15 protein-coding genes are annotated in these 18,829 nt (G+C 67.6%); 2 read left to right on the forward strand and 13 right to left on the reverse strand.

Translation table 11 applies throughout. The features are described from left to right. Positions 1-10: 10 nt before the first annotated feature. The 10 genes from ACUTAF_RS15030 to ACUTAF_RS15075 all read right to left on the reverse strand — a co-directional run bounded on the left by ACUTAF_RS15030 (position 11) and on the right by ACUTAF_RS15075 (position 11,979). Positions 11-1,636: an NADP-dependent glyceraldehyde-3-phosphate dehydrogenase gene (locus tag ACUTAF_RS15030; RefSeq protein WP_445580704.1), complete on the reverse strand. Its 1,626-nt coding sequence runs from the start codon at positions 1,634-1,636 to the stop codon at positions 11-13. Positions 1,637-1,640: 4 nt separating this feature from the next. Then, positions 1,641-2,939 carry a phosphopyruvate hydratase gene (gene eno / locus ACUTAF_RS15035; protein ID WP_445580705.1) on the reverse strand — a complete coding sequence of 433 codons (1,299 nt, stop codon included), beginning with the start codon at positions 2,937-2,939 and terminating at the stop codon, positions 1,641-1,643. Continuing rightward, positions 2,932-3,099 carry a hypothetical protein gene (locus ACUTAF_RS15040; RefSeq protein WP_445580706.1) on the reverse strand — a complete coding sequence of 56 codons (168 nt, stop codon included), beginning with the start codon at positions 3,097-3,099 and terminating at the stop codon, positions 2,932-2,934. Before ACUTAF_RS15040 ends, eno begins: the two co-directional genes overlap by 8 nt. An 8-nt stretch (positions 3,100-3,107) precedes the next feature. Further along, positions 3,108-4,556: a pyruvate kinase gene (gene pyk / locus ACUTAF_RS15045; protein WP_445580707.1), complete on the reverse strand. Its 1,449-nt coding sequence runs from the start codon at positions 4,554-4,556 to the stop codon at positions 3,108-3,110. A 798-nt stretch (positions 4,557-5,354) separates the two neighbouring features. Then, the gene (locus ACUTAF_RS15050; RefSeq protein WP_445580708.1) at positions 5,355-6,251 is read right to left on the reverse strand and encodes a D-hexose-6-phosphate mutarotase; all 897 of its coding nucleotides are present in this window, start codon (positions 6,249-6,251) and stop codon (positions 5,355-5,357) included. After that, positions 6,245-7,495: a maltoporin gene (locus tag ACUTAF_RS15055; RefSeq protein ID WP_397496472.1), complete on the reverse strand. Its 1,251-nt coding sequence runs from the start codon at positions 7,493-7,495 to the stop codon at positions 6,245-6,247. Before ACUTAF_RS15055 ends, ACUTAF_RS15050 begins: the two co-directional genes overlap by 7 nt. A 121-nt stretch (positions 7,496-7,616) precedes the next feature. Continuing rightward, entirely contained in the window at positions 7,617-8,762 is a 1,146-nt protein-coding gene (locus ACUTAF_RS15060; protein ID WP_445580709.1) for an ABC transporter ATP-binding protein, read from the reverse strand. Between the two features lie 10 nt (positions 8,763-8,772). After that, the gene (locus tag ACUTAF_RS15065) at positions 8,773-9,639 is read right to left on the reverse strand and encodes a carbohydrate ABC transporter permease (protein WP_445582457.1); all 867 of its coding nucleotides are present in this window, start codon (positions 9,637-9,639) and stop codon (positions 8,773-8,775) included. Positions 9,640-9,643: 4 nt separating this feature from the next. Further along, complete coding sequence (locus ACUTAF_RS15070) at positions 9,644-10,552, reverse strand: carbohydrate ABC transporter permease (RefSeq protein ID WP_445580710.1); 909 nt, start codon at positions 10,550-10,552, stop codon at positions 9,644-9,646. 173 nt (positions 10,553-10,725) lie between these two features. Further along, entirely contained in the window at positions 10,726-11,979 is a 1,254-nt protein-coding gene (locus ACUTAF_RS15075) for an ABC transporter substrate-binding protein (protein WP_397496468.1), read from the reverse strand. 399 nt (positions 11,980-12,378) lie between these two features. Here ACUTAF_RS15075 and sugE point away from each other — a divergent pair, with 399 nt between their 5' ends. Continuing rightward, positions 12,379-12,693: a quaternary ammonium compound efflux SMR transporter SugE gene (gene sugE / locus ACUTAF_RS15080; protein WP_445580711.1), complete on the forward strand. Its 315-nt coding sequence runs from the start codon at positions 12,379-12,381 to the stop codon at positions 12,691-12,693. 168 nt (positions 12,694-12,861) lie between these two features. On the opposite strand, the gene ACUTAF_RS15085 is transcribed toward sugE, so the two are convergent. Further along, a complete protein-coding gene (locus ACUTAF_RS15085; RefSeq protein ID WP_445580712.1) occupies positions 12,862-14,736 on the reverse strand; it encodes an MFS transporter in 1,875 nt (624 codons plus the stop codon). Between the two features lie 544 nt (positions 14,737-15,280). Here ACUTAF_RS15085 and ACUTAF_RS15090 point away from each other — a divergent pair. Beyond that, complete coding sequence (locus ACUTAF_RS15090) at positions 15,281-15,991, forward strand: 4'-phosphopantetheinyl transferase family protein (protein ID WP_445580713.1); 711 nt, start codon at positions 15,281-15,283, stop codon at positions 15,989-15,991. 50 nt (positions 15,992-16,041) lie between these two features. On the opposite strand, the gene ACUTAF_RS15095 is transcribed toward ACUTAF_RS15090, so the two are convergent. Further along, entirely contained in the window at positions 16,042-17,649 is a 1,608-nt protein-coding gene (locus ACUTAF_RS15095; protein ID WP_445580714.1) for an ATP-binding protein, read from the reverse strand. Then, positions 17,646-18,371 carry a response regulator gene (locus tag ACUTAF_RS15100; protein WP_445580715.1) on the reverse strand — a complete coding sequence of 242 codons (726 nt, stop codon included), beginning with the start codon at positions 18,369-18,371 and terminating at the stop codon, positions 17,646-17,648. The genes ACUTAF_RS15095 and ACUTAF_RS15100 overlap by 4 nt, the downstream gene beginning before the upstream one ends. Positions 18,372-18,829 lie beyond the last annotated feature (458 nt).

Here is an 18,829-nt window from a genome sequence, read left to right on the forward strand (position 1 = left end):
CGGCGCCCTCTCAGAAGATGTAGTCGGTGGTCAGGAAGCTCGATTCGCGGTTGCGGATGATCTCGCTGACCAGTTCCTTGTTGCTGGCCTGGAACCTGGTCGCCACCAGGGTACGGATGGAGAACACGCGCAGCGCGTCGTGCACCGACAGCGTGCCCTCGGCCGAGTTCTTGCGGCCGTTGAACGGGAAGCTGTCCGGCCCGCGCTGACACTGGGCGTTGATGTTGATCCGCCCCACCTGGTTGGCGAAGGCGTCGACCAGCCGGCCGACCTGGGCCGAGTCGCTGCCGAAGATGCTCAGCTGCTGGCCGTAGTCGGACTCCAGCACGTAGTCGATCACCGTCTGCAGGTCGCGGTAAGGCACCACCGGCACCAGCGGACCGAACTGCTCCTCCTGGTACAGGCGCATGTCGGCGCGCACCGGGTAGAGCAGCGCCGGATAGAAGAACGACTGGCGCGACTCACCGCCGCCGGCATTGACCACCCGCGCGCCCTTGGCCACGGCGTCGGCCAGCAGGGCCCGCAGGTACTCGCTCTTGCCCGGCTCGGGCAGCGGCGTCAGGGCCACACCGGGCTCCCAGGGCATGCCCGGCTTGAGCGCGGCCAGCCCGGCGCTGAACTTGTCGAGAAAGCTGTCGACCACATCCTCGTGCACGAAGAGGATCTTCAGCGCCGTGCAGCGCTGGCCGTTGAACGACAGCGCCCCGGTCAGCGCCTCGCTCACGGCGTTATCCAGATCGACCTCGGGCAGCACGATGCCCGGGTTCTTCGCATCCAGGCCCAGCGCCGCACGCAGGCGGTGCGGACGCGGGTGCAGCCGTTTCAGATCGCTGGCGCCCTTGTGCGTGCCGATGAAGGCGAACACGTCGACCTTGCCGCTGGCCATCAGTGCGCTGACGGTCTCCCGGCCGCTGCCGTAGATGACGTTGATCACCCCGGCCGGGAAGCTGTCGCGGAACGCCTCGAGCAGCGGGCGGATCAGCAGCACGCCGAACTTGGCCGGTTTGAACACCACGGTATTGCCCATGATCAGCGCCGGGATCAGGGTGGTGAAGGTCTCGTTCAGCGGGTAGTTGTAGGGCCCCATGCACAGGGTCACGCCCAGCGGCACCCGGCGGATCTGGCCGAGCGTGTCCTGCTCCAGCTCGAAGCGGCTGGAGCGCCGGTCCAGTTCCTTGAGCGCCTCGATGGTGTCGACTATGTAGTCGCAGGTGCGGTCGAACTCCTTCTGCGAGTCCTTGAGGTTCTTGCCGATCTCCCACATCAGCAGCTTGACCACCGCCTCGCGCTGCTCGCGCATGCGCGCGAGGAACGCCTCGACATGGCGGATGCGCTCGGCCACGCGCAGGGTTGGCCAGGCGCCCTGGCCGTTGGCGTAGGCGCGCACCGCCGCGTCCAGGGCGGCCAGCGCCGCCTCGGCATCGAGCAGCGGCGTGCTGCCGAGGATCACCTGCTCATCGCCCTGCGCGGTGACCAGGAATACCGGGCTGCGCACCGGCGCCAGCGGGCCGTTCCAGGTACGCAGTTGGCCATCGACCAGGTAGTCGCGCTGCTCGATGGGCGCGCCGGGACGGTACTGCTCGGGAATCTCGTCCAGGGTCGGGAACAGGCGATCGAGACGGTTGGCGGTGCTCACGGCGTCAGCTCCTCCGGGGGAAGATCGAAGCGCTGCGGTAGGCGGCGCGGCCTTGCAGCGCCTGCTCGATGCGCAGCAGCTGGTTGTACTTGCCGACCCGGTCGGTGCGACACAGCGAACCGGTCTTGATCTGCCCGGCGCTGGTGGCCACCGCCAGGTCGGCGATGGTGGTGTCCTCGGTCTCGCCGGAGCGGTGCGAGATCACCGCGGTGTACCCGGCATCCTGGGCCATGCGGATGGCGTCGAGGGTCTCGCTGAGGCTGCCGATCTGGTTGAACTTGATCAGGATCGAGTTGCCGATGCCGCGCGCGATGCCCTCCTTGAGAATCTGGCTGTTGGTGACGAACAGGTCGTCGCCGACCAGTTGCACGCGCTTGCCCAGTTTCTCGGTCAGGTAGGCCCAGCCGTCCCAGTCGCTCTCATCCATGCCGTCCTCGATCGAGGCGATCGGGTAACGCTCGCACAGCCCGGCCAGGTAGTCGGCGAAGCCGGCGGAATCGAAGCTCTTGCCCTCGCCGGACAGCACGTAGCGACCGTCGCGGTAGAACTCGGAGGCGGCGCAGTCCAGCGCCAGACTGATGTCCTTGCCCAGCTCGTAGCCGGCGCGCACCACCGCCTGCTGGATGACCACCAGCGCCTCCTCGTTGCTGGCCAGCGAGGGCGCGAAGCCGCCTTCGTCACCCACCGCGGTGCTCAGGCCGCGCTCGCCGAGCACCTGCTTGAGCGCATGGAAGACCTCCGCGCCCATGCGCAGCGCCTCGGCGAAGGAGCCGGCGCCAATCGGCTGGATCATGAACTCCTGGATGTCGACGTTGTTGTCGGCATGTTCGCCGCCATTGATGATGTTCATCATCGGTACCGGCAAGCTGAACCGCTCCGGCTGGCCGTACAGCGCCGCCAGGTGCTCGTACAGCGGCATGTCCTGCGCCGCGGCGGCGGCCTTGGCACTGGCCAGCGACACCGCGAGGATGGCATTGGCGCCCAGCACGCTTTTGCTCTCGCTGCCGTCCAGGGCGATCATCGCCGCGTCCAGCTCGCGCTGGTTCAGCGCATCCAGGCCGAGCACGCGCTCGCGGATCGCCCCCTTGACGTTGGCCACCGCGCGCTGCACGCCCTTGCCCAGGTAGCGCTCGCCACCGTCGCGCAGCTCCAGCGCCTCGCGGCTGCCGGTGGAAGCGCCGGACGGCACGCTGGCGACGCCGACCGCGCCACCGGCCAAGGTCACCACGGCTTCGACGGTCGGGTTGCCGCGCGAGTCGAGGATCTCGCGGGCGGTCACTTGCTGGATACGGGTATCAGTCATTGCCTTCGCTCTCGGTGGAAACAGCTGCAGTGGTTGGATCGACGGGCGCAGCGGCGAGCAGTTCGCGCTGCTCGGCATAGGCTTCGCGAAAATCGAAGTCGCGCGGCCAGTCGGATTCGCCGGCCGGTACGCGGCCAGCGGACTGGATCGGGGTATTCATGGGGCCTCCTAACAAACGTTGTCGCCGACGCGGATCACCCGCAGGCAATTGGTGCCGCCCTGGGCATTGGCATGGTCGCCGCGCGAGATCAGCACGTGATCGCCGGCGGCCACCACGCCGCGGCGCAGCAGCTCGTCGACCGCGCGGGCGTTGACCTCGGCCAAGGGAAAACCGTCGCTGTCGAATGGGATGGTCTGCACCCCGCGGAACAGGGCGACCCGGTTCTGGGTGCGCGGGTTGCGCGAGAAGGCGTAGATCGGCAGGTGCGAGCGGATCCGCGACATCAGCCGCGGCGTGTCGCCGCTCTCGGTCATGCAGATGATCGCCTTGACCCCGTGCAGGTGGTTGGCCGCGTACATCGCCGCCATGGCGATCGACTCGTCGATCTTGTGGAACACCTCGTCCATGCGATGGCGCGAGCGATGCGCCAGCGGGTGCTTCTCCGCCCCGACCACGACCCGGCACATGGCCTCGACCGTCTCGATCGGGTAGGCGCCGGCCGCGGTCTCGGCCGAGAGCATCACCGCATCGGTGCCATCGAGCACGGCGTTGGCCACGTCGAACACCTCGGCACGGGTCGGCAGCGGCTGGCTGATCATCGACTCCATCATCTGCGTCGCGGTGATCACCACCCGGTTGAGGCTGCGGGCGCGCTCGATGATCAGCTTCTGTACCGCCACCAGCTCGGCATCGCCGATCTCCACACCAAGGTCGCCGCGCGCCACCATCACCCCGTCGGAGGCCTCGATGATCGCCTCCAGCACCTGCAGGTCGTTGACCGTCTCGGCCCGCTCGATCTTGGCGATCAGTCCGGCCTCGCCGCCCGCCTCGCGCAACAGGCGGCGCGCCAGCTGGATGTCGGCGGCATCGCGCGGGAAGGACACCGCCAGGTAGTCGACCTGCATCTCGGCGGCGGTGAGGATGTCCTCGCGGTCCTTGTCGGTCAGCGCCGCCGCCGACAGACCGCCGCCCTTGCGGTTGATGCCCTTGTTGTTCGACAGCGCCCCGCCGACCAGCACCTCGCAGAGCAGCCGAGTCGCCTCGACACGCTTGACCTCGAGCTCGATGCGCCCGTCGTCGAGCAGCAGGATGTCGCCGGGACGGCTGTCGCCGATCAGCTCCTCGTAGTCGATACCCACCGCTTGCTCGTCACCGGCCTGCTTGTCCAGCGCGGCATCGAGGGCGAAGGCCTGGCCCTTGCGCAACTGCACCCGGCCCTGGGCGAAACGCGCAATGCGGATCTTCGGCCCCTGCAGATCGCCCAGCACGGCGACGAAACGCCCGTGCTTGCGCGCCATCTCGCGCACCAGGCGGGCCCGGGCGATGTGTTCGGCGGCGCTGCCGTGGGAGAAGTTCAGGCGCACCACGTCGACACCGGCTAGCACCAGCCCCTCGATCGCCTCGGGGCTCTCGGTGGCCGGGCCCAGGGTGGCCACTATTTTTGTTCTTCGTTGCACAGTTCAAACCCTCGTAAAGACCTGTTTTCCGCACAGGACAGGGACCGCCATCGGCCTACCCACGCCCCGCCCGCGCGACAGCCGGCACAACCGCCCGACAGTCCCTGCATGGCGAACACCTCTCGACCTCGCACGCCGGATCGAAACCCGGAAATTGCCGTGCGCAAAGAAGAAAAGTTGTTTTAGTAAAAATATCAGCTATTGATACTCCTAAAAATTCGAGCGATCAAGGGATTATGTAGTAATAAAACAACATTTGTTCGGACATGCTCCAAGGTCGCCCCCGGCGGGTCACCGCGCCGGCAATGACCGCACACGAGCTCGAGGCGCTTGCGGGCCGGCACCGGCACAGCGTGAAATGGCGGCGACCCCGTCATGGCCGAGACTGCGCGGGTGCGGGAAGCCCACGAGCGGCGGACCGCAGGCTCCATAGGCCAGGAGCGCTATCGATCCGATCTTTCAGGAAGAGGGGGAGCGGCGCGAGCGCCTGTTGCGGTTCCGTCGCGAGACGCCTTGCTGCGAACCAGTGTCGCGCCACGCATAATCTGCCGCTATCGGTGGGACCGGCCGGGTGGCGCTGCGCTGGGCGGCACTCCGCCTGCGCAAGATCAAGGAGAGCCTGACCGCCAGCCGTTGTCCGGCGGATGAGGAGCCGACTCAGGGCACGCTGGAGAGTTGGCGCGCGCAGCGCACCCTAGGGTTTCGGCGCTCCGCCGGTAAACGGATGTCTGGTGCGCATAGCGGTCGGCGCAGCCCAGGCTGCGCCGTGCGCACCGCCGATACCCGGGCCCACGGTGGTTAACGGGCCAACCCCGCGCGCAGGCTCAACTCGCCCTCCTCCCCTGGCCGCAGGCATAAACTATCGGGCCCGCAGCTGGCGGCCTCGACGCAGAGAAACCCCAGGCTCTCGTTCCAGCCGACCTCGGTCAGCGGCCGGCTGCCGGGATGCCAGACCACGCTGTTGGCGCCGCCGCGGGTGTCGATGGCCAGGCGCCGCTGCCAGGGCAGGTCCTGCAGTTGCAGCACGCCGGTGTGGCGGAAGATGCGGTGGCAACCGTCCTCGATGCGCAGCTCGCCTTCCTGGCAGCAGTCGGCGCGGGCCAGCAGGTCATGGCCGGCGGCGCCGTCGAGGCCTAGCAGCGCCACCCGCGATACGTCGCTGATGCGCCAGTAGGCATGCAGCGCGTGGCTGAGCCGGCACGGCTCGCTGTCCTGATGACGGGTCACCAGGCGCAGCGCCAGGGTCTCGCCCAGCTCGGCCTCGAGGCGCAGCGTCCAGTCGCACAGCTCGAGCTGCCAGGCCAGCTGCACGCTCTGCTCGCCCCAGTCGCAGGCCAGCAGCTGCCAGTCCTCGCTCAACCGCGCCCAGCCATGGGACGGCCAGCCGCTCTCGCTGGGATGGCGACCAAACCAGGGCCAGCAGATCGGCACCCCGCCGCGAATCGCCGCGCCCTGCGGCCAGTGCCCGGCGCACCACAGCCAGGGCCGCTGGCCGCGCGGCTGAAAGTGCAGCAACTGCGCGCCCTGGCGGCTGAACGCCGCCTGGAACAGGCGGTGTTCGAGCAGCAGCAACTCGCGCCCCTGGCGCACCGTCCAGCGCTGGCGCGCCAGACCGGGCTCGGCAAAGAGCCCGGCCAGCGGGTGCAGCTCGGCGCCGCCACTGGCGGCGCCGAAGGGGCGCGAGGCGCTTACCACCAGTGCTCCACCTGCACGCCGAAGTTGTAGCCGTGGCGCGCATTGTCGAAGGCGCCGCTGTCGGACAGCGCCGAGCCGGCCGCCAACTGGCTGGCCGCCTGCTGCGCCGCGCGGTTCCAGCTGGCGTAGGTGTAGTACAGGCGAAACTCCGGGCGCGCCCAGAAACCGGGGCCGGCCGGCGACCAGGTGGGGGCGATGGTGAACTTGGTCAGCTTGCGCGTGCCGTCGGTGGCATCGACCTGATCGTGGCCCAGCTCACCGACCAGCTTGAACTGCTCGGTGAAGGCGTAGCTGGTGCGCCCGCCCACCGACAGCCAGTCCTGGTCGTCGCCGTCGGGCCGGGTGTCCTTCTGGTAGACGAACTGCACCTGGCCGCCGAGACGCGGCGTGGACTGCCAGTCGAAGAACTCCACCAGGCGCCAGCTCTTGTTGTCGCGATCCAGGGTGACGTCGCCGGTATAGCCCAGGCCGGTGCCGGGGCCGCGGCCGTACTGCAGGGCGAAGGTGTTGGTGCCGCCGAGGAAATCGCTCTGCTTGTGCTGCGCGGTGACCGCCCAGCCGCTGTTGGCGCCGGTGCTGTCGGGCTTGTCGATATAGCTGACGCCGAACTCCAGTTCGCCGCCCGGGTTGACCTTGAAGCCGCCGACGTTGAAGTCGTGGCGGTTGATGTAGGGCTCCTGAAAATAGCTGTCCTTGCGCGAGAAGGCGTAGCTGTACTTCAGCCCGCCGTACTCGAAGTCCTCGATGCCGGCGCCGGTGGCGCTCTGGTTCCAGTAGTAGAAGTCGCTGATATGGATGTCGTTACGCTTGTAGAAGCGGCGTCCGGCCCACAGCGAACCGCCGTTCAGCGCCGGCACCTTGCTCCATTCGGCGTACATCTGGTTCATCCGCGCGAAGCCATGCTCGCCGGTGAACTCCGGGGTGTGGCCGTACTGGTTGTACAGCTGGGCCATGCCCTCGACGCTCAGCACCGAGCCGTCGTCGAGGGTCAGCAGGTCCTGGCGCAGGTCCAGCTCGATGTACTGCTCGCACTCGTTGCCGAGGCGGTACTTGGACTGCGCGCCGGGCAGCTGGAAGCAGGACTGGGTGCCGCCGTTCTCCGAGCCGCCGGCGCCGCTGCGCATATAGCCGCTGAACTCCAGGGCCTGCACCTGTGGCGCGGCCAATGCCAAGGCCAGTAGAAAGGGTGTCGCGGGGCCGCCCAGGCCGAGCGAGTGGAAGGCAGCTTGCTGTGTGGTCTTCATCGTTGCTCCTGATTGTTTTTATTTTTTACGGATGCTGCGGAATAGCCGCCGCAGCGTCGGCTTTTTCCATTGCCTGGGTGCGCACCCTACGGGATAAGGCGCGCCGATACCGCGGCGTGGCTCAACCTCTCTTCAACTGCGCCACCTTGCCCTCAGCGGCCTGACGCTTTCCCGGACGCAGGCGCTCGCCGCTGCCGGCGTCGAACAGCAGCACGCGGGCCGGATCGAACTGCAGATCGAGGCTGGCGCCGGCCTGCGGCGCGGCGTCCGGCGCCAGGCGGCAACACACCTTGGTCTGGTTGAGGCTGACGAATACCAGGGTGTCCGGGCCGGTCGGCTCGACCACCTCGACCTCGGCGCGCAGGCTCGGCAGCGTCGAGCCGGCGCCGGCCAGCTGGATCTGCTCGGGGCGCACGCCGAGGATCAGCTCGCGCCCTTCCAGCTCCGCCGCCGCGCCCAGGGCCAGCTCGCAGCGCGCCTGCCCGGATTCAAGCACGGCGAAACACTGGCCGTCGCGCAGCTGCAGGCGCAGCGGGATGAAGTTCATCGGCGGCGAACCGATGAAACTGGCGACGAACTGGTTGGCCGGGTCGTTGTAGATCTCCTGCGGGGTGCCGAACTGCTGGATGATGCCGTCCTTCATCACCGCCACCTTGTCGCCCAGGGTCATGGCTTCGATCTGGTCGTGAGTGACGTACACCGTGGTGGTCTTCAGGCGCTGGTGCATCAGCTTGATCTCGGTGCGCATCTCCACCCGCAGCTTGGCGTCGAGGTTCGACAGCGGTTCGTCGAACAGGTAGATCTTCGGCCGCCGCGCCAGCGCCCGGCCCATGGCCACGCGCTGCTGCTGGCCGCCGGAGAGCTGGCCGGGCTTGCGGCCCAGCAGATGCTCGATCTGCAGCAGCTTGGCCACGCGCGCCACCTCGGCCTCGATCTCGGCCGGCGGCAGCTTGCGCATCTTCAGGCCGAAAGCGATGTTGTCCTTCACCGTCATGGTCGGGTACAGCGCGTAGGACTGGAACACCATGGCGATGTCGCGATCCTTCGGGCTCATGCCGCTGATGTCGGCGCCGTCCACCAGGATCGCCCCGCCGCTGATGTCCTCCAGGCCGGCGATGCAGTTCATCAGGGTGGATTTGCCGCAGCCGGAGGGGCCGACCAGGATCAGGAACTCGCCGGAGTCGATGGCCAGTTCGATGTTCTTCAGGGTGTCCGCCAGGCCGCTGCCGTAGGACTTGTTGACGTTGCGCAGTTCGAGGGTAGCCATGGTTATTACCTCAACCTTTGACGGCGCCGGCCGTCAGGCCGCGCAGGAAATATTTACCGGCCAGGATGTAGACCAGCAGGGTGGGCAGCCCGGCGATCATCGCCGCGGCCATGTCGACGTTGTATTCCTTGGCCCCGGTGCTGGTGTTGACCAGGTTGTTCAGCGCCACGGTGATCGGCTGGGTGTCGCCGCTGGCGAACACCACACCGAACAGGAAGTCGTTCCAGATCTGGGTGAACTGCCAGATCAGGCAGACCATGATGGTCGGCACCGACATCGGCAGCAGGATGCGCGCGAAGATGGTGAAGAACCCCGCGCCGTCGAGGCGCGCGGCGCGCACCAGCGCCTCGGGAATGCTCACGTAGAAGTTGCGGAAGAACAGCGTGGTGAAGGCCAGGCCGTAGACCACGTGCACCAGCACCAGGCCTTCGGTGGTGTTGGCCAGGCCGAGCTGGCCGAGGGTGAAGGAGGCCGGCAGCAGGATCACCTGGAACGGCAGGAAGCAGCCGAACAGCAGCAGGCCGAAGAACAGCTGCGAGCCGCGAAAGCGCCACATGGCCAGCACGTAGCCGTTCAGCGCGCCGAGCAGGGTGGAGATCAGCACCGCCGGGATGGTGATCTTCACCGAGTTCCAGAAGTAGCCGCCGACGCCGTCCCAGGCCTTGACCCAGCCGATGACAGTGAACACGTCCGGGATCGACAGCAGGTTGCCGCTGCGGATGTCGTCGGGGGTCTTGAAGCTGGTCAGCAGCATCACCAGCAGCGGCACCAGGTACACCGCGCAGGCCAGGATCAGGGTGGCGTGGATGGCCAAGCGGCTGAGGCTGAAGGCCCTCACCCGGGGTACGGGGCGCGGCGCCAGGCGCGCATCGAGCACGGAATCAGTCATGGCGTTTGCCTCGCAGTTCGGAATACAGGTAGGGCACCAGGATCGCCAGCACCGCGCCGAGCATCAGCATCGCGCTGGCGGCGCCGAGGCCCATCTGGCCGCGGGTGAAGGTGTGGGCGTACATGAACATCGCCGGCAGGTCGGAGGCGTAGCCGGGGCCGCCGGCGGTCATCGAGGCGACCAGGTCGAAGCTCTTGATGGCGATATGGGCGAGGATCATCAGCGCGCTGAAGAACACCGGGCCCAGGCTCGGCAGCACGATGCGCAGGTAGATGCTCGGCAGGCTGGCGCCGTCGACCTGGGCGGCGCGGATGATCGACTGATCGACGCTGCGCAAGCCGGCGAGAAACAGCGCCATGACGAAGCCCGAGGACTGCCACACCGCGGCCATCACCAGGCAGTAGACGACGCGCTCCGGGTCCACCAGCCAGTCGAAGCGAAAGCCCTCCCAGCCCCAGTCACGCAGCAGCTTGTCCAGGCCCAGGCCGGGGTTGAGCAGCCACTTCCAGGCGGTGCCGGTGACGATCATCGACAGCGCCATGGGATAGAGGAAGATGGTGCGGATAAAACCTTCGCGGCGGATGCGCTGGTCCAGCAGCACCGCCAGCAGCACGCCGATGACCAGGCTGATGGCGATGAACAGGCCGCCATAGGCCAGCAGGTTCTGGCTCGCCACCCACCAGCGGTCGTTGTCCCACAGCCGCGCGTACTGCTGCAGCCCGACGAAGTTGTAGCTGGGCATGAAGCGCGAGTTGGTGAACGACAGCAGGAAGGTCCAGCCGATGTAGCCGTAGAAGCCCACCAGCACGATGACCATGCTCGGCGCCAGCACCAGCTTGGGCAGCCAGCGTTGCAGGGCGTCCAGCGGTGAGGCTTTGGCGAAGACTGCGTTTGAACTCATGGATCACTCCGTTGTTGCGGGTTGCACGGCCGGCCCCATTGCCCCTGAAGGAGGGAAACGCGGCGCGGCCGATCCCGTGGCGCAGGCCTACGGGCATGCGCCTGGGATCACAGGCTTGAAACCGGCGGGTTACACCCGCCCTGGGGGAAGGGCCGCCTAGGCGGCCCGAGTGCTCACTGCACCGCCTGAATCGCCGCCGCCAGTTGCTGGGCAGCCTTCTGCGGGTCGGCCTTGGGGTCGTTGAAGAAGTTGGTCACCACGTCGAACACCGCGCCCTGCACGTAGCTGGAGGCGGCCATGCCGTGGGCCAGGCTCGGCTGCAGACCACCGCCGGCGGCGGCCTCCTTGAAGTCGGCCATGGATTTCTGCGCGCAGGCGTCGAAGCTGCTCATGTCCTGATCCATGCGCACCGGGATCGAGCCCTTGTTCTGGTTGAAGAACTCCTGGAACTCGGTGCCCATCACCGTGCGCGCCAGGTCTTCCTGGGCCTTGCGGTTGTCGGCGTCGCTCAGCTTGAACATCGCCAGCGAGTCGATGTTGAAGGCGAAGCTGCCCTGGGTGCCGGGGAAGGCCAGGCACTGGTAGTCCTTGCCGGCGACCTTGCCGGCGGCGGTCCATTCGCTCTTGGCCCAGTCGCCCATGATCTGCATGCCGGCCTTGCCGTCGATCACCAGGCCGGTGGCGCTATTCCAGTCGCGCCCGGCGGCGTCGGCGTCGATATAGCCGCGCAGCTTCTGCAGGGCGGCGAACACCTCGACCATCTTGGCCCCGGTCAGGGTGGCGCGGTCCTGCTCGACGAAGGCCTTGCGAAAGCCCTCGGCGCCGAGAATGCTGAACGCCAGGTCCTCGAACACGGTGCCGTCCTGCCAGGGCTGGCCGCCATGGGCGATGGCGATGAAGCCGGCGGCCTTGAGCTTGTCGGCGGCAGCGAAGAATTCGTCGAGGGTGGTCGGCGGCGTGGCGCCGGCCTTGGCGAACACTTGCGGGTTGATCCACAGCCAGTTGACCCGGTGCACGTTGACCGGCACCGCCACGTAGTCGCCCTGGTACTTCATCACCTCCACCACCTGCGGCGGCAGCAGGCCGTCCCAGTTCTGCTCGGCGGCGACGCCGTTGAGATCGGCGAGCAGGCCCAGCTCGCCCCACTCCTGGATATCCGGGCCCTTGATCTGCGCGGCGGCGGGCGGGTTGCCGGACACGGCGCGGGTCTTCAGCACGGTCATGGCCGCTTCGCCACCGCCACCGGCGACGGCGAAGTCCTTCCAGCTGTGGCCCTGGGCTTCGACCAGTTTCTGCAGGGTATCGGCGGCGCGCTTTTCGCCACCGGAGGTCCACCAGTGCAGCACTTCGACTTCGCCGGCGGAGGCGGACAGGGGCAACAGGGCAGCGAGGGAGATGGCACAGGTCAGGCGAGAGATCGCTTTCATGGGATAAGGCACCTTGTTGTTGTTATTCGCGGGCAAGTCGTGGTGCTTGCACTGGAATCGAGTCTAACCACGGTCTGCGCCGCGGCGGGTAACGAAGGGATGGATAAAGGTCACGAGATGGTTACATAAGCCGTGGCTCGGGTCAGATCCGCGCTCGCCGCAGGAGCGCCCGTTCCGGCGCAGCGCCGCATGCCGCGCTGCCGGCCATGCACTATCGTCTGTTGAGTCAGGATTCAGACAAAAGCTCAAGCCGAATCAAAAGCTTCCATCGATCCGGGCCGGCTTGCCCCGGGCTCGAAGATGTGCAGAATAGCGCACGACGCGAGGACGACCTCCGCATCGCCCAGCGGGCGATGACCCACCCGGGGACGGCCCCTTCGGTAGCCACTGGAGGTCGCCATGTCCTGGATAATTCTGCTGCTCGCCGGCCTGTTCGAGGTCGGCTGGGCCGTCGGCCTGAAATACACCGACGGCTTCACCCGCCCGTTGCCCACCCTGCTCACCGTCTGCGCCATGCTGGTCAGCCTCGGCCTGCTCGGCCTGGCCATGAAGGAACTGCCGCTGGGCACCGCCTATGCCATCTGGACCGGGGTCGGCGCGCTGGGCACGGTGATCGCCGGCATCATCCTGTTCGGCGAGTCGATGGCGCTGCTGCGCCTGGCCAGCGTGGCGCTGATTCTCTGCGGGCTGATCGGGCTCAAGTTGAGCCACTGATAAGGCTGGTGCGCACAGCGCACCCTACGGGCTGGGCTGACCCGCGCCGTTCTCAGACAGCCCCCGTCTCCCAGGGTGGGCTGCAGTCTGTAGGGTGGGCCGGGCGGTGATCCGCTTCAGCCCACCAGCGACGGCCGACAAGAGCTAGCTAGGCCGTGCGCACCACTATCACCGCCAATCGCCGCGCAGCTCGGCCACCTGCGCCTGCAGCGCCTCGCGCCGCGCCAGCTCTGGCGCCAGCGGCGCACCGGCCACCAGCCCGACCCGCGACCAGAAGCGCTTGAACAGCCCCTTGTGCGGATCGCGGCTGAAGAAGCTGCCCCACAGGCCGCGCAGCGCCATGGGAATCACCGGCACCGGGTTCTCCTCGATGATGCGTTCGATACCGGCCTTGAACTCATTGATCTCGCCGTCGCCGGTCAGCTTGCCCTCGGGGAAGATGCACACCAGCTCGCCGTTGCGCAGGTACTCGGCGATCTTCTTGAACGCCGCGTCGTAGATCAGCAGGTCCTCGTTGCGCCCGGCGATCGGCACGGTGCCGGCGGTGCGGAAGATGAAGTTGAGCACCGGCAGGTCGTAGATCTTGTAGTACATGACGAAACGCACCGGCCGCCGCACCGCGCCGCCGATCAGCAGCGCATCGACGAAGGACACGTGGTTGCACACCAGCACCGCCGCGCCCTCGTCGGGAATGGCCTCGAGCCCCTCGTGGCGCACCCGGTACATCGAGTGCCCCAGCAGCCAGATGAGAAAGCGCATGCTGAACTCGGGGACGATCTTGAAGATGTAGCTGTTGACCGCGACGTTCATCAGCGAGATCGCCAGGAACAGCTGCGGGATCGACAGCCCGGCGACGCTGAGAAAGAGGATCGCGACTATGGCCGAGGCGACCATGAACAGCGCGTTGAGGATATTGTTGGCGGCGATCACCCGCGCCCGCTCGTGTTCGACGGTGCGCGACTGGATCAGCGCGTACAGCGGCACGATATAGAAGCCGCCGAACAGGCCGATGCCGAGGATGCAGCCGAGAATCCACCAGGCCTGGCCAAAGCCGAGCAGCGCCTGCCAGTCGTGCGCCACCGCCCCTTGCGGGAAGCCGCCGGAGAACCACCACAGCAGCATGCCGAACAGGGTCAGGCCGATGGAGCCGAACGGCACCAGGCCGATCTCCACCTTGTGCCCGCTCATGCGCTCGCAGAGCATCGAACCCAGGCCGATACCGAGGGAGAACACGGTGAGGATCAGGGTTACCACGCTCTCGTCGCCATACAGCCACTCCTTGGCGTAGGCCGGAATCTGCGTCAGGTAGATGGCGCCGAGGAACCAGAACCAGGAGTTGCCCACCAGCGAGCGCGACACCGCCGGGCGCTGGCCGAGGCCGAGCTTCATGATCGCCCAGGACTGGCGCAGGATGTTCCAGTCCAGCGCCAGAGTGGGCATCGCCGCCGCCGCGCGCGGGATGCCGTGGCTGGCCAGGTAGCCGAGCAGCGCCACGCTCACTACCGAACCTGCCACCAGCTGGGCGTAGCCACTGCTGGCCATCATGATTCCGGCGCCGATGGTGCCGGCGAGAATGGCCAGGAAGGTGCCCATTTCCACCAGGGCGTTGCCGCCCACCAGCTCCTCCTCCTTGAGGTGCTGCGGCAGGATCGAATACTTCACCGGACCGAACAGCGCCGACTGGGTACCCATGGCGAACAGCACGGCGAGCATCAGCGGCAGGCTGTCGAGCAGCACCCCGGCGGCGCCGGCGAGCATGATGAACACCTCGGCCAGCTTGATCTTGCGGATCAGCGCGTCCTTGGCGAACTTCTCGCCGAACTGCCCGCCGAGGGCGGAGAATAAAAAGAACGGCAGGATGAACAGCAGCGCGCAGAGGTTGACCAGCAGGTCGCGGTCGGCGCCGGTGCTGAGCTTGAACAGGATGGCGAGAATCAGCGACTGCTTGAAGATGTTGTCGTTGAAGGCGCCGAGCAATTGCGTCACGAAAAACGGCAGGAAGCGCTGCTTGCCGAGCAGGGCGAATTGCGATTGTTGGGTCATCGTCCATGGTCCTCGCGGGGTCGGGTTTGCCCGCACAGGCATTTGACTGCAATTGCCCCAGCGAAAGCCACAGGGCAGATGCGATGGCGACAACCAGGTCGTAGGGTGCGCTGTGCGCACCATGATCACACTAGGGTTACCGGTGCGCACGGCGCACCCTGCGCGGCGCCAAAAACGGCAGGCCGTAGGGTGGATGTCGCTTTTTACATCCACCAGAGCGGTGGATCGGTGAAGCGTGATCCACCCTGCGCGGCGCAAAAAAACATCCGGGAGAGGTTTCTGACGTCGCCTGCGACGGCCCGGAGGGTTGCCGCCATGGATGGCAGGCAACAAAAAAAACGGCAGCCCGATCGGGCTACCGTTCTCGAAATCGGAGAAAACGCCAGTGCCAGGCACTGACTACAACCTCACCTGCATTCCCTGGGGAATGCGTGGCCAGTCTGACAAAAGCCCCGGGCAGCGTCCGTTTAGCTTTGTTACCTGCCTGCAAAGAAATGTAAACGGCGGATGACTGGGCGGTCCGCGCCGCGGCACAATCGCGCCCATGAACACCTACCACCCCGCCTGCTGCAGCCCCCTCGACGACCACGACCCGCTGCCCCGCCCGCTGCCCGGCACACGGCTGATCAGCACCCGTTTCGACCCGGCGCGCCTGGCCACGGACGACTTCGCCCGCTGCGATATCGCCCCGGTGCGCGGCGTGGCCAAGCGCCAGAGCGAATACCTGGCCGGCCGCCTGTGCGCCCGCGAGGCGCTGCGGCGCCTGACCGGCATCGCCTGCGTGCCGGCCGTCGGCAGCGATCGCGCGCCGCAATGGCCGGGCGGCGTGGCCGGCTCCATCACCCACGGCGACGGCTGGGCCGCGGCGCTGGTCGGTCATGCCCGGCAGTGGCGCGGCATAGGCCTGGACGTGGAGCAGCAACTGCCCATCGAGCGCGCCCTGCGCCTGCAGGGCGAGATCCTCACCCCTGCGGAGCTGGAACGCCTCGACGGCCTGGACGACGCCGCGCGTGCCCGGCGCATCGGCCTGACCTTCTCGCTCAAGGAAAGCCTGTTCAAGGCGCTCTACCCGCTGACCCTGACCCGCTTCTATTTCCAGGATGCCGAGCTGCTCGGCGCGGATCAGGGCGGCGCGCGCCTGCGCCTGCTGCTCGAGCTCAGCCCGGACTGGCGCGCCGGCGCCGAGCTGGACGGCCAGTTCGCTCTGTTCGACGACAAGGTATTGAGCCTGGTGGCGGTGGCAGCCCCGGCGTAAGGATGCGCCAATCCGTAGGGTGCGCACCAAGCCCGACACTACCTCGCGCCCTACTCCCCCTGACGCCGTGGCCACACCAAGCTGAAGCGCGCACCGCCGAGGCCCTCGCTGCGGCCGATCTGCGCGCGGCCGCCATGCCAGTAGATGATCCTGCGCACGATGGACAGGCCCAGGCCGTGGCCGCCGGAGGCGCGGGTACGGCTGTCGTCCAGGCGCAGGAAGGGGCTGAACAGGCGCTCCCAGGCCTCCTCCGGCACGCCAGGGCCGTCGTCCTCGACATCGATGCGACAGCGCCTGTGGCCCACCTGACAGCTGATCAGCACCCTGGCTTCGGCATAGCGCATGGCGTTGCTCACCAGGTTCTGCAGCGCCCGGTGCAGGTAGCGCGGCTCGGCTTCGACCCAGCAGGCGCCGTCTTCCGCCACGCTGAGGGTCGCCCCGCGCTCGACCCGCACGCCGCCGCGCAGCGGCGCCAGCTCCTCGATCACCTGGTCGATCAACGCCTGCAGCTCGACCCGCTGGAAACTCAGCGCCGGCGAGCCCTGCTCCAGGCGCGCGTAGGTGAGCATCTCGTCGACCAGCTTGTCGAGGTCCTGGATATCGCTGTCCATGCCGTCCATGTACTTGCGCCGCGCCGTCTCGTCCGGCGCATCGGCGATCATCTCCAGGCCGAAGCGCAGCCGCGCCACCGGCGTGCGCAGCTCGTGGGACACCGCGCGCACCAGCTCGCGCTGGGTGTTCAGCGAGCCCTGCAGGTGCTCGGCCATGGCGTTGAAGCTGCTGGCCAGGCGCCCCACCGAGTCGGCGCCGCGGGCCGGCACGCGGGCATCCAGGCGGCCGCTGGCGATGCGCGTGGCGGCGGCCTCCAGGCCGCGCAGGCGCTGCTCCAGCGAGCGCACCAGGAGGTAGACGATCAGGCCGATCAGGCTCAGGCCGAGGGCGCCGATCAGCACCAGCAGCTGCGGCGGGTAGGGGTTCATCTGGTACAGCGGGCCGATCTCCAGCACCCAGGGCGTGTCGACTATGCCGGAGAACACGTGGATGGAATCGCCGCCCTTGCCGAGGGCCATCACCGTGTCGCCCTCGTCGATACGGCGGCGCTGGTCGAGGTCGAGGCCGGCGTCCCGCAGGCGCACCAGGCGCAGGTCGAAACCGAACTGCTTGGCCGCCTTCAGCTCGGCCAGGCGCCTGGGCTGCTCGTCCACCGGATGGCGGACCAGCTCGTCGATCAGCAGGTAGTTGGTGGCGCGCGCCAGCTGCTCGCTGATCTGCTGGATCTCGCCGGTCAAAAGCAGCGCCTCGTCCTCGCTGAGCAGACCGTAAACCCTGGCCGCATGCGGCCCGGTCTGCTGCACCAGGATCTGCCCGCGCTGCAGGCGGTTGCGCGCGCCGCTGTCGAGCCCCGCCTGCTCCAGGCGCTGCAGCTTGAGCGGGATGCCGAGCAGGCGCGACCACACCGCCAGGGCGCGCTTGCGCTCCACCGTGTTCATCGGCGCCAGGTTGTCGGCCATCAGCCGGAAGGTGCCGCGTGCCAGGCCCTCGCGGTACTGGTCCCCGCGCACCTCGTTGACCAGGTGCAGGGCGCCGACGCCGAGCAGCGCCACCAGCACCAGGGCGGCCAGCATGCCGCCGTAGATGCGCAGGAAGATGGAGTTCACGTGCGCGCCTGCGCCGCTTCGGCAACGAACAGGTAGCCCTTGCTGCGCACCGTCTTGATCAGCCGCGGGTGCATCGGGTCGTCGCCGATCTTCGGCCGGATACGCGAGATGCGCACGTCGATGGAGCGGTCCTGGCCGTCGTACTCGATGCCGCGCAGGGCATTGAAGATCTCCTCGCGCGAGAGGATGCGCCCGGCGTTGACCGCCAGCAGCCAGAGCAGGTCGAACTCGGCGCTGGTCAGCTCGATGCCCTGCTCGCCCAGCCAGGCCTCGCGCATGGCGTTGTCGATGGCCAGCGGGCCGAATTGCAGGCGCCGCGGCTCACCCTCGTCGCGCTCGCTCTCGATGCCTTCGCGGCGCCGCAACAGGGCGCGGATGCGCGCCAGCAGCACGCGCGGGCGCACCGGCTTGCACACGTAATCGTCGGCGCCCATCTCCAGGCCCAGTACCTGATCCATGTCGTCGGTGCGCGCGGTCAGCATGAGGATCGGCCCCGGGTAGCCGGCGCGTACCTTGCGGCAGATGCTCAGGCCGTCCTCTCCGGGCAGCATCAGGTCGAGGATCACCAGGTCCGGCTGCTCGGCGAGAATCCGCGCCGCCGCCCTGGCGCCGTCGGCCTCGACGGCCACGCGCAGGCCGTTGCCCTCCAGGTACTCGCGGGTCAACTGCGCCAGGCGCTGGTCGTCCTCGACAATCAGGATCTGCCACGCTTCTTGTTCCACGCCCTCACCCTCTCTCGACTGCCGCGACCGGAAAACCCGGGCATTGTAAGAGCCTGGCGCCGATACCGCGAGACAGCGACGTGCCTGAGGCGAACGCGCGTGGGGTGTCGCGGGGCCGCCTAGGCCGCGCGCACCGGCGCCCATGATGATCGGGTCAGAAGGGCCGCTTGGAGCGTCGAAAAAGCTGGTGCGCACGGCGCACCCTACGAGGCCATGGAGTGCAGCGGCAAGTATCCACCAGCATCTACATCTAGTGGTAAGCTGCGACACCTTCGGCAGTACCGCGAAACCCCGTTCAGCCACGACGAACGGTCGGAGCCAGGCGCCATGGGGGCTTGCCCCAGCGCCGCGCGATTCACCCACAAAACACCCACAAGTTATCCACAGGATGTTCTCGGCCAACCTCCTTGCAATGCCGCAAACAGCGCACTATCTTGTATCCCCATCGCTCAGCACCC

This window comes from Pseudomonas sp. SP16.1 (genome assembly GCF_052682975.1).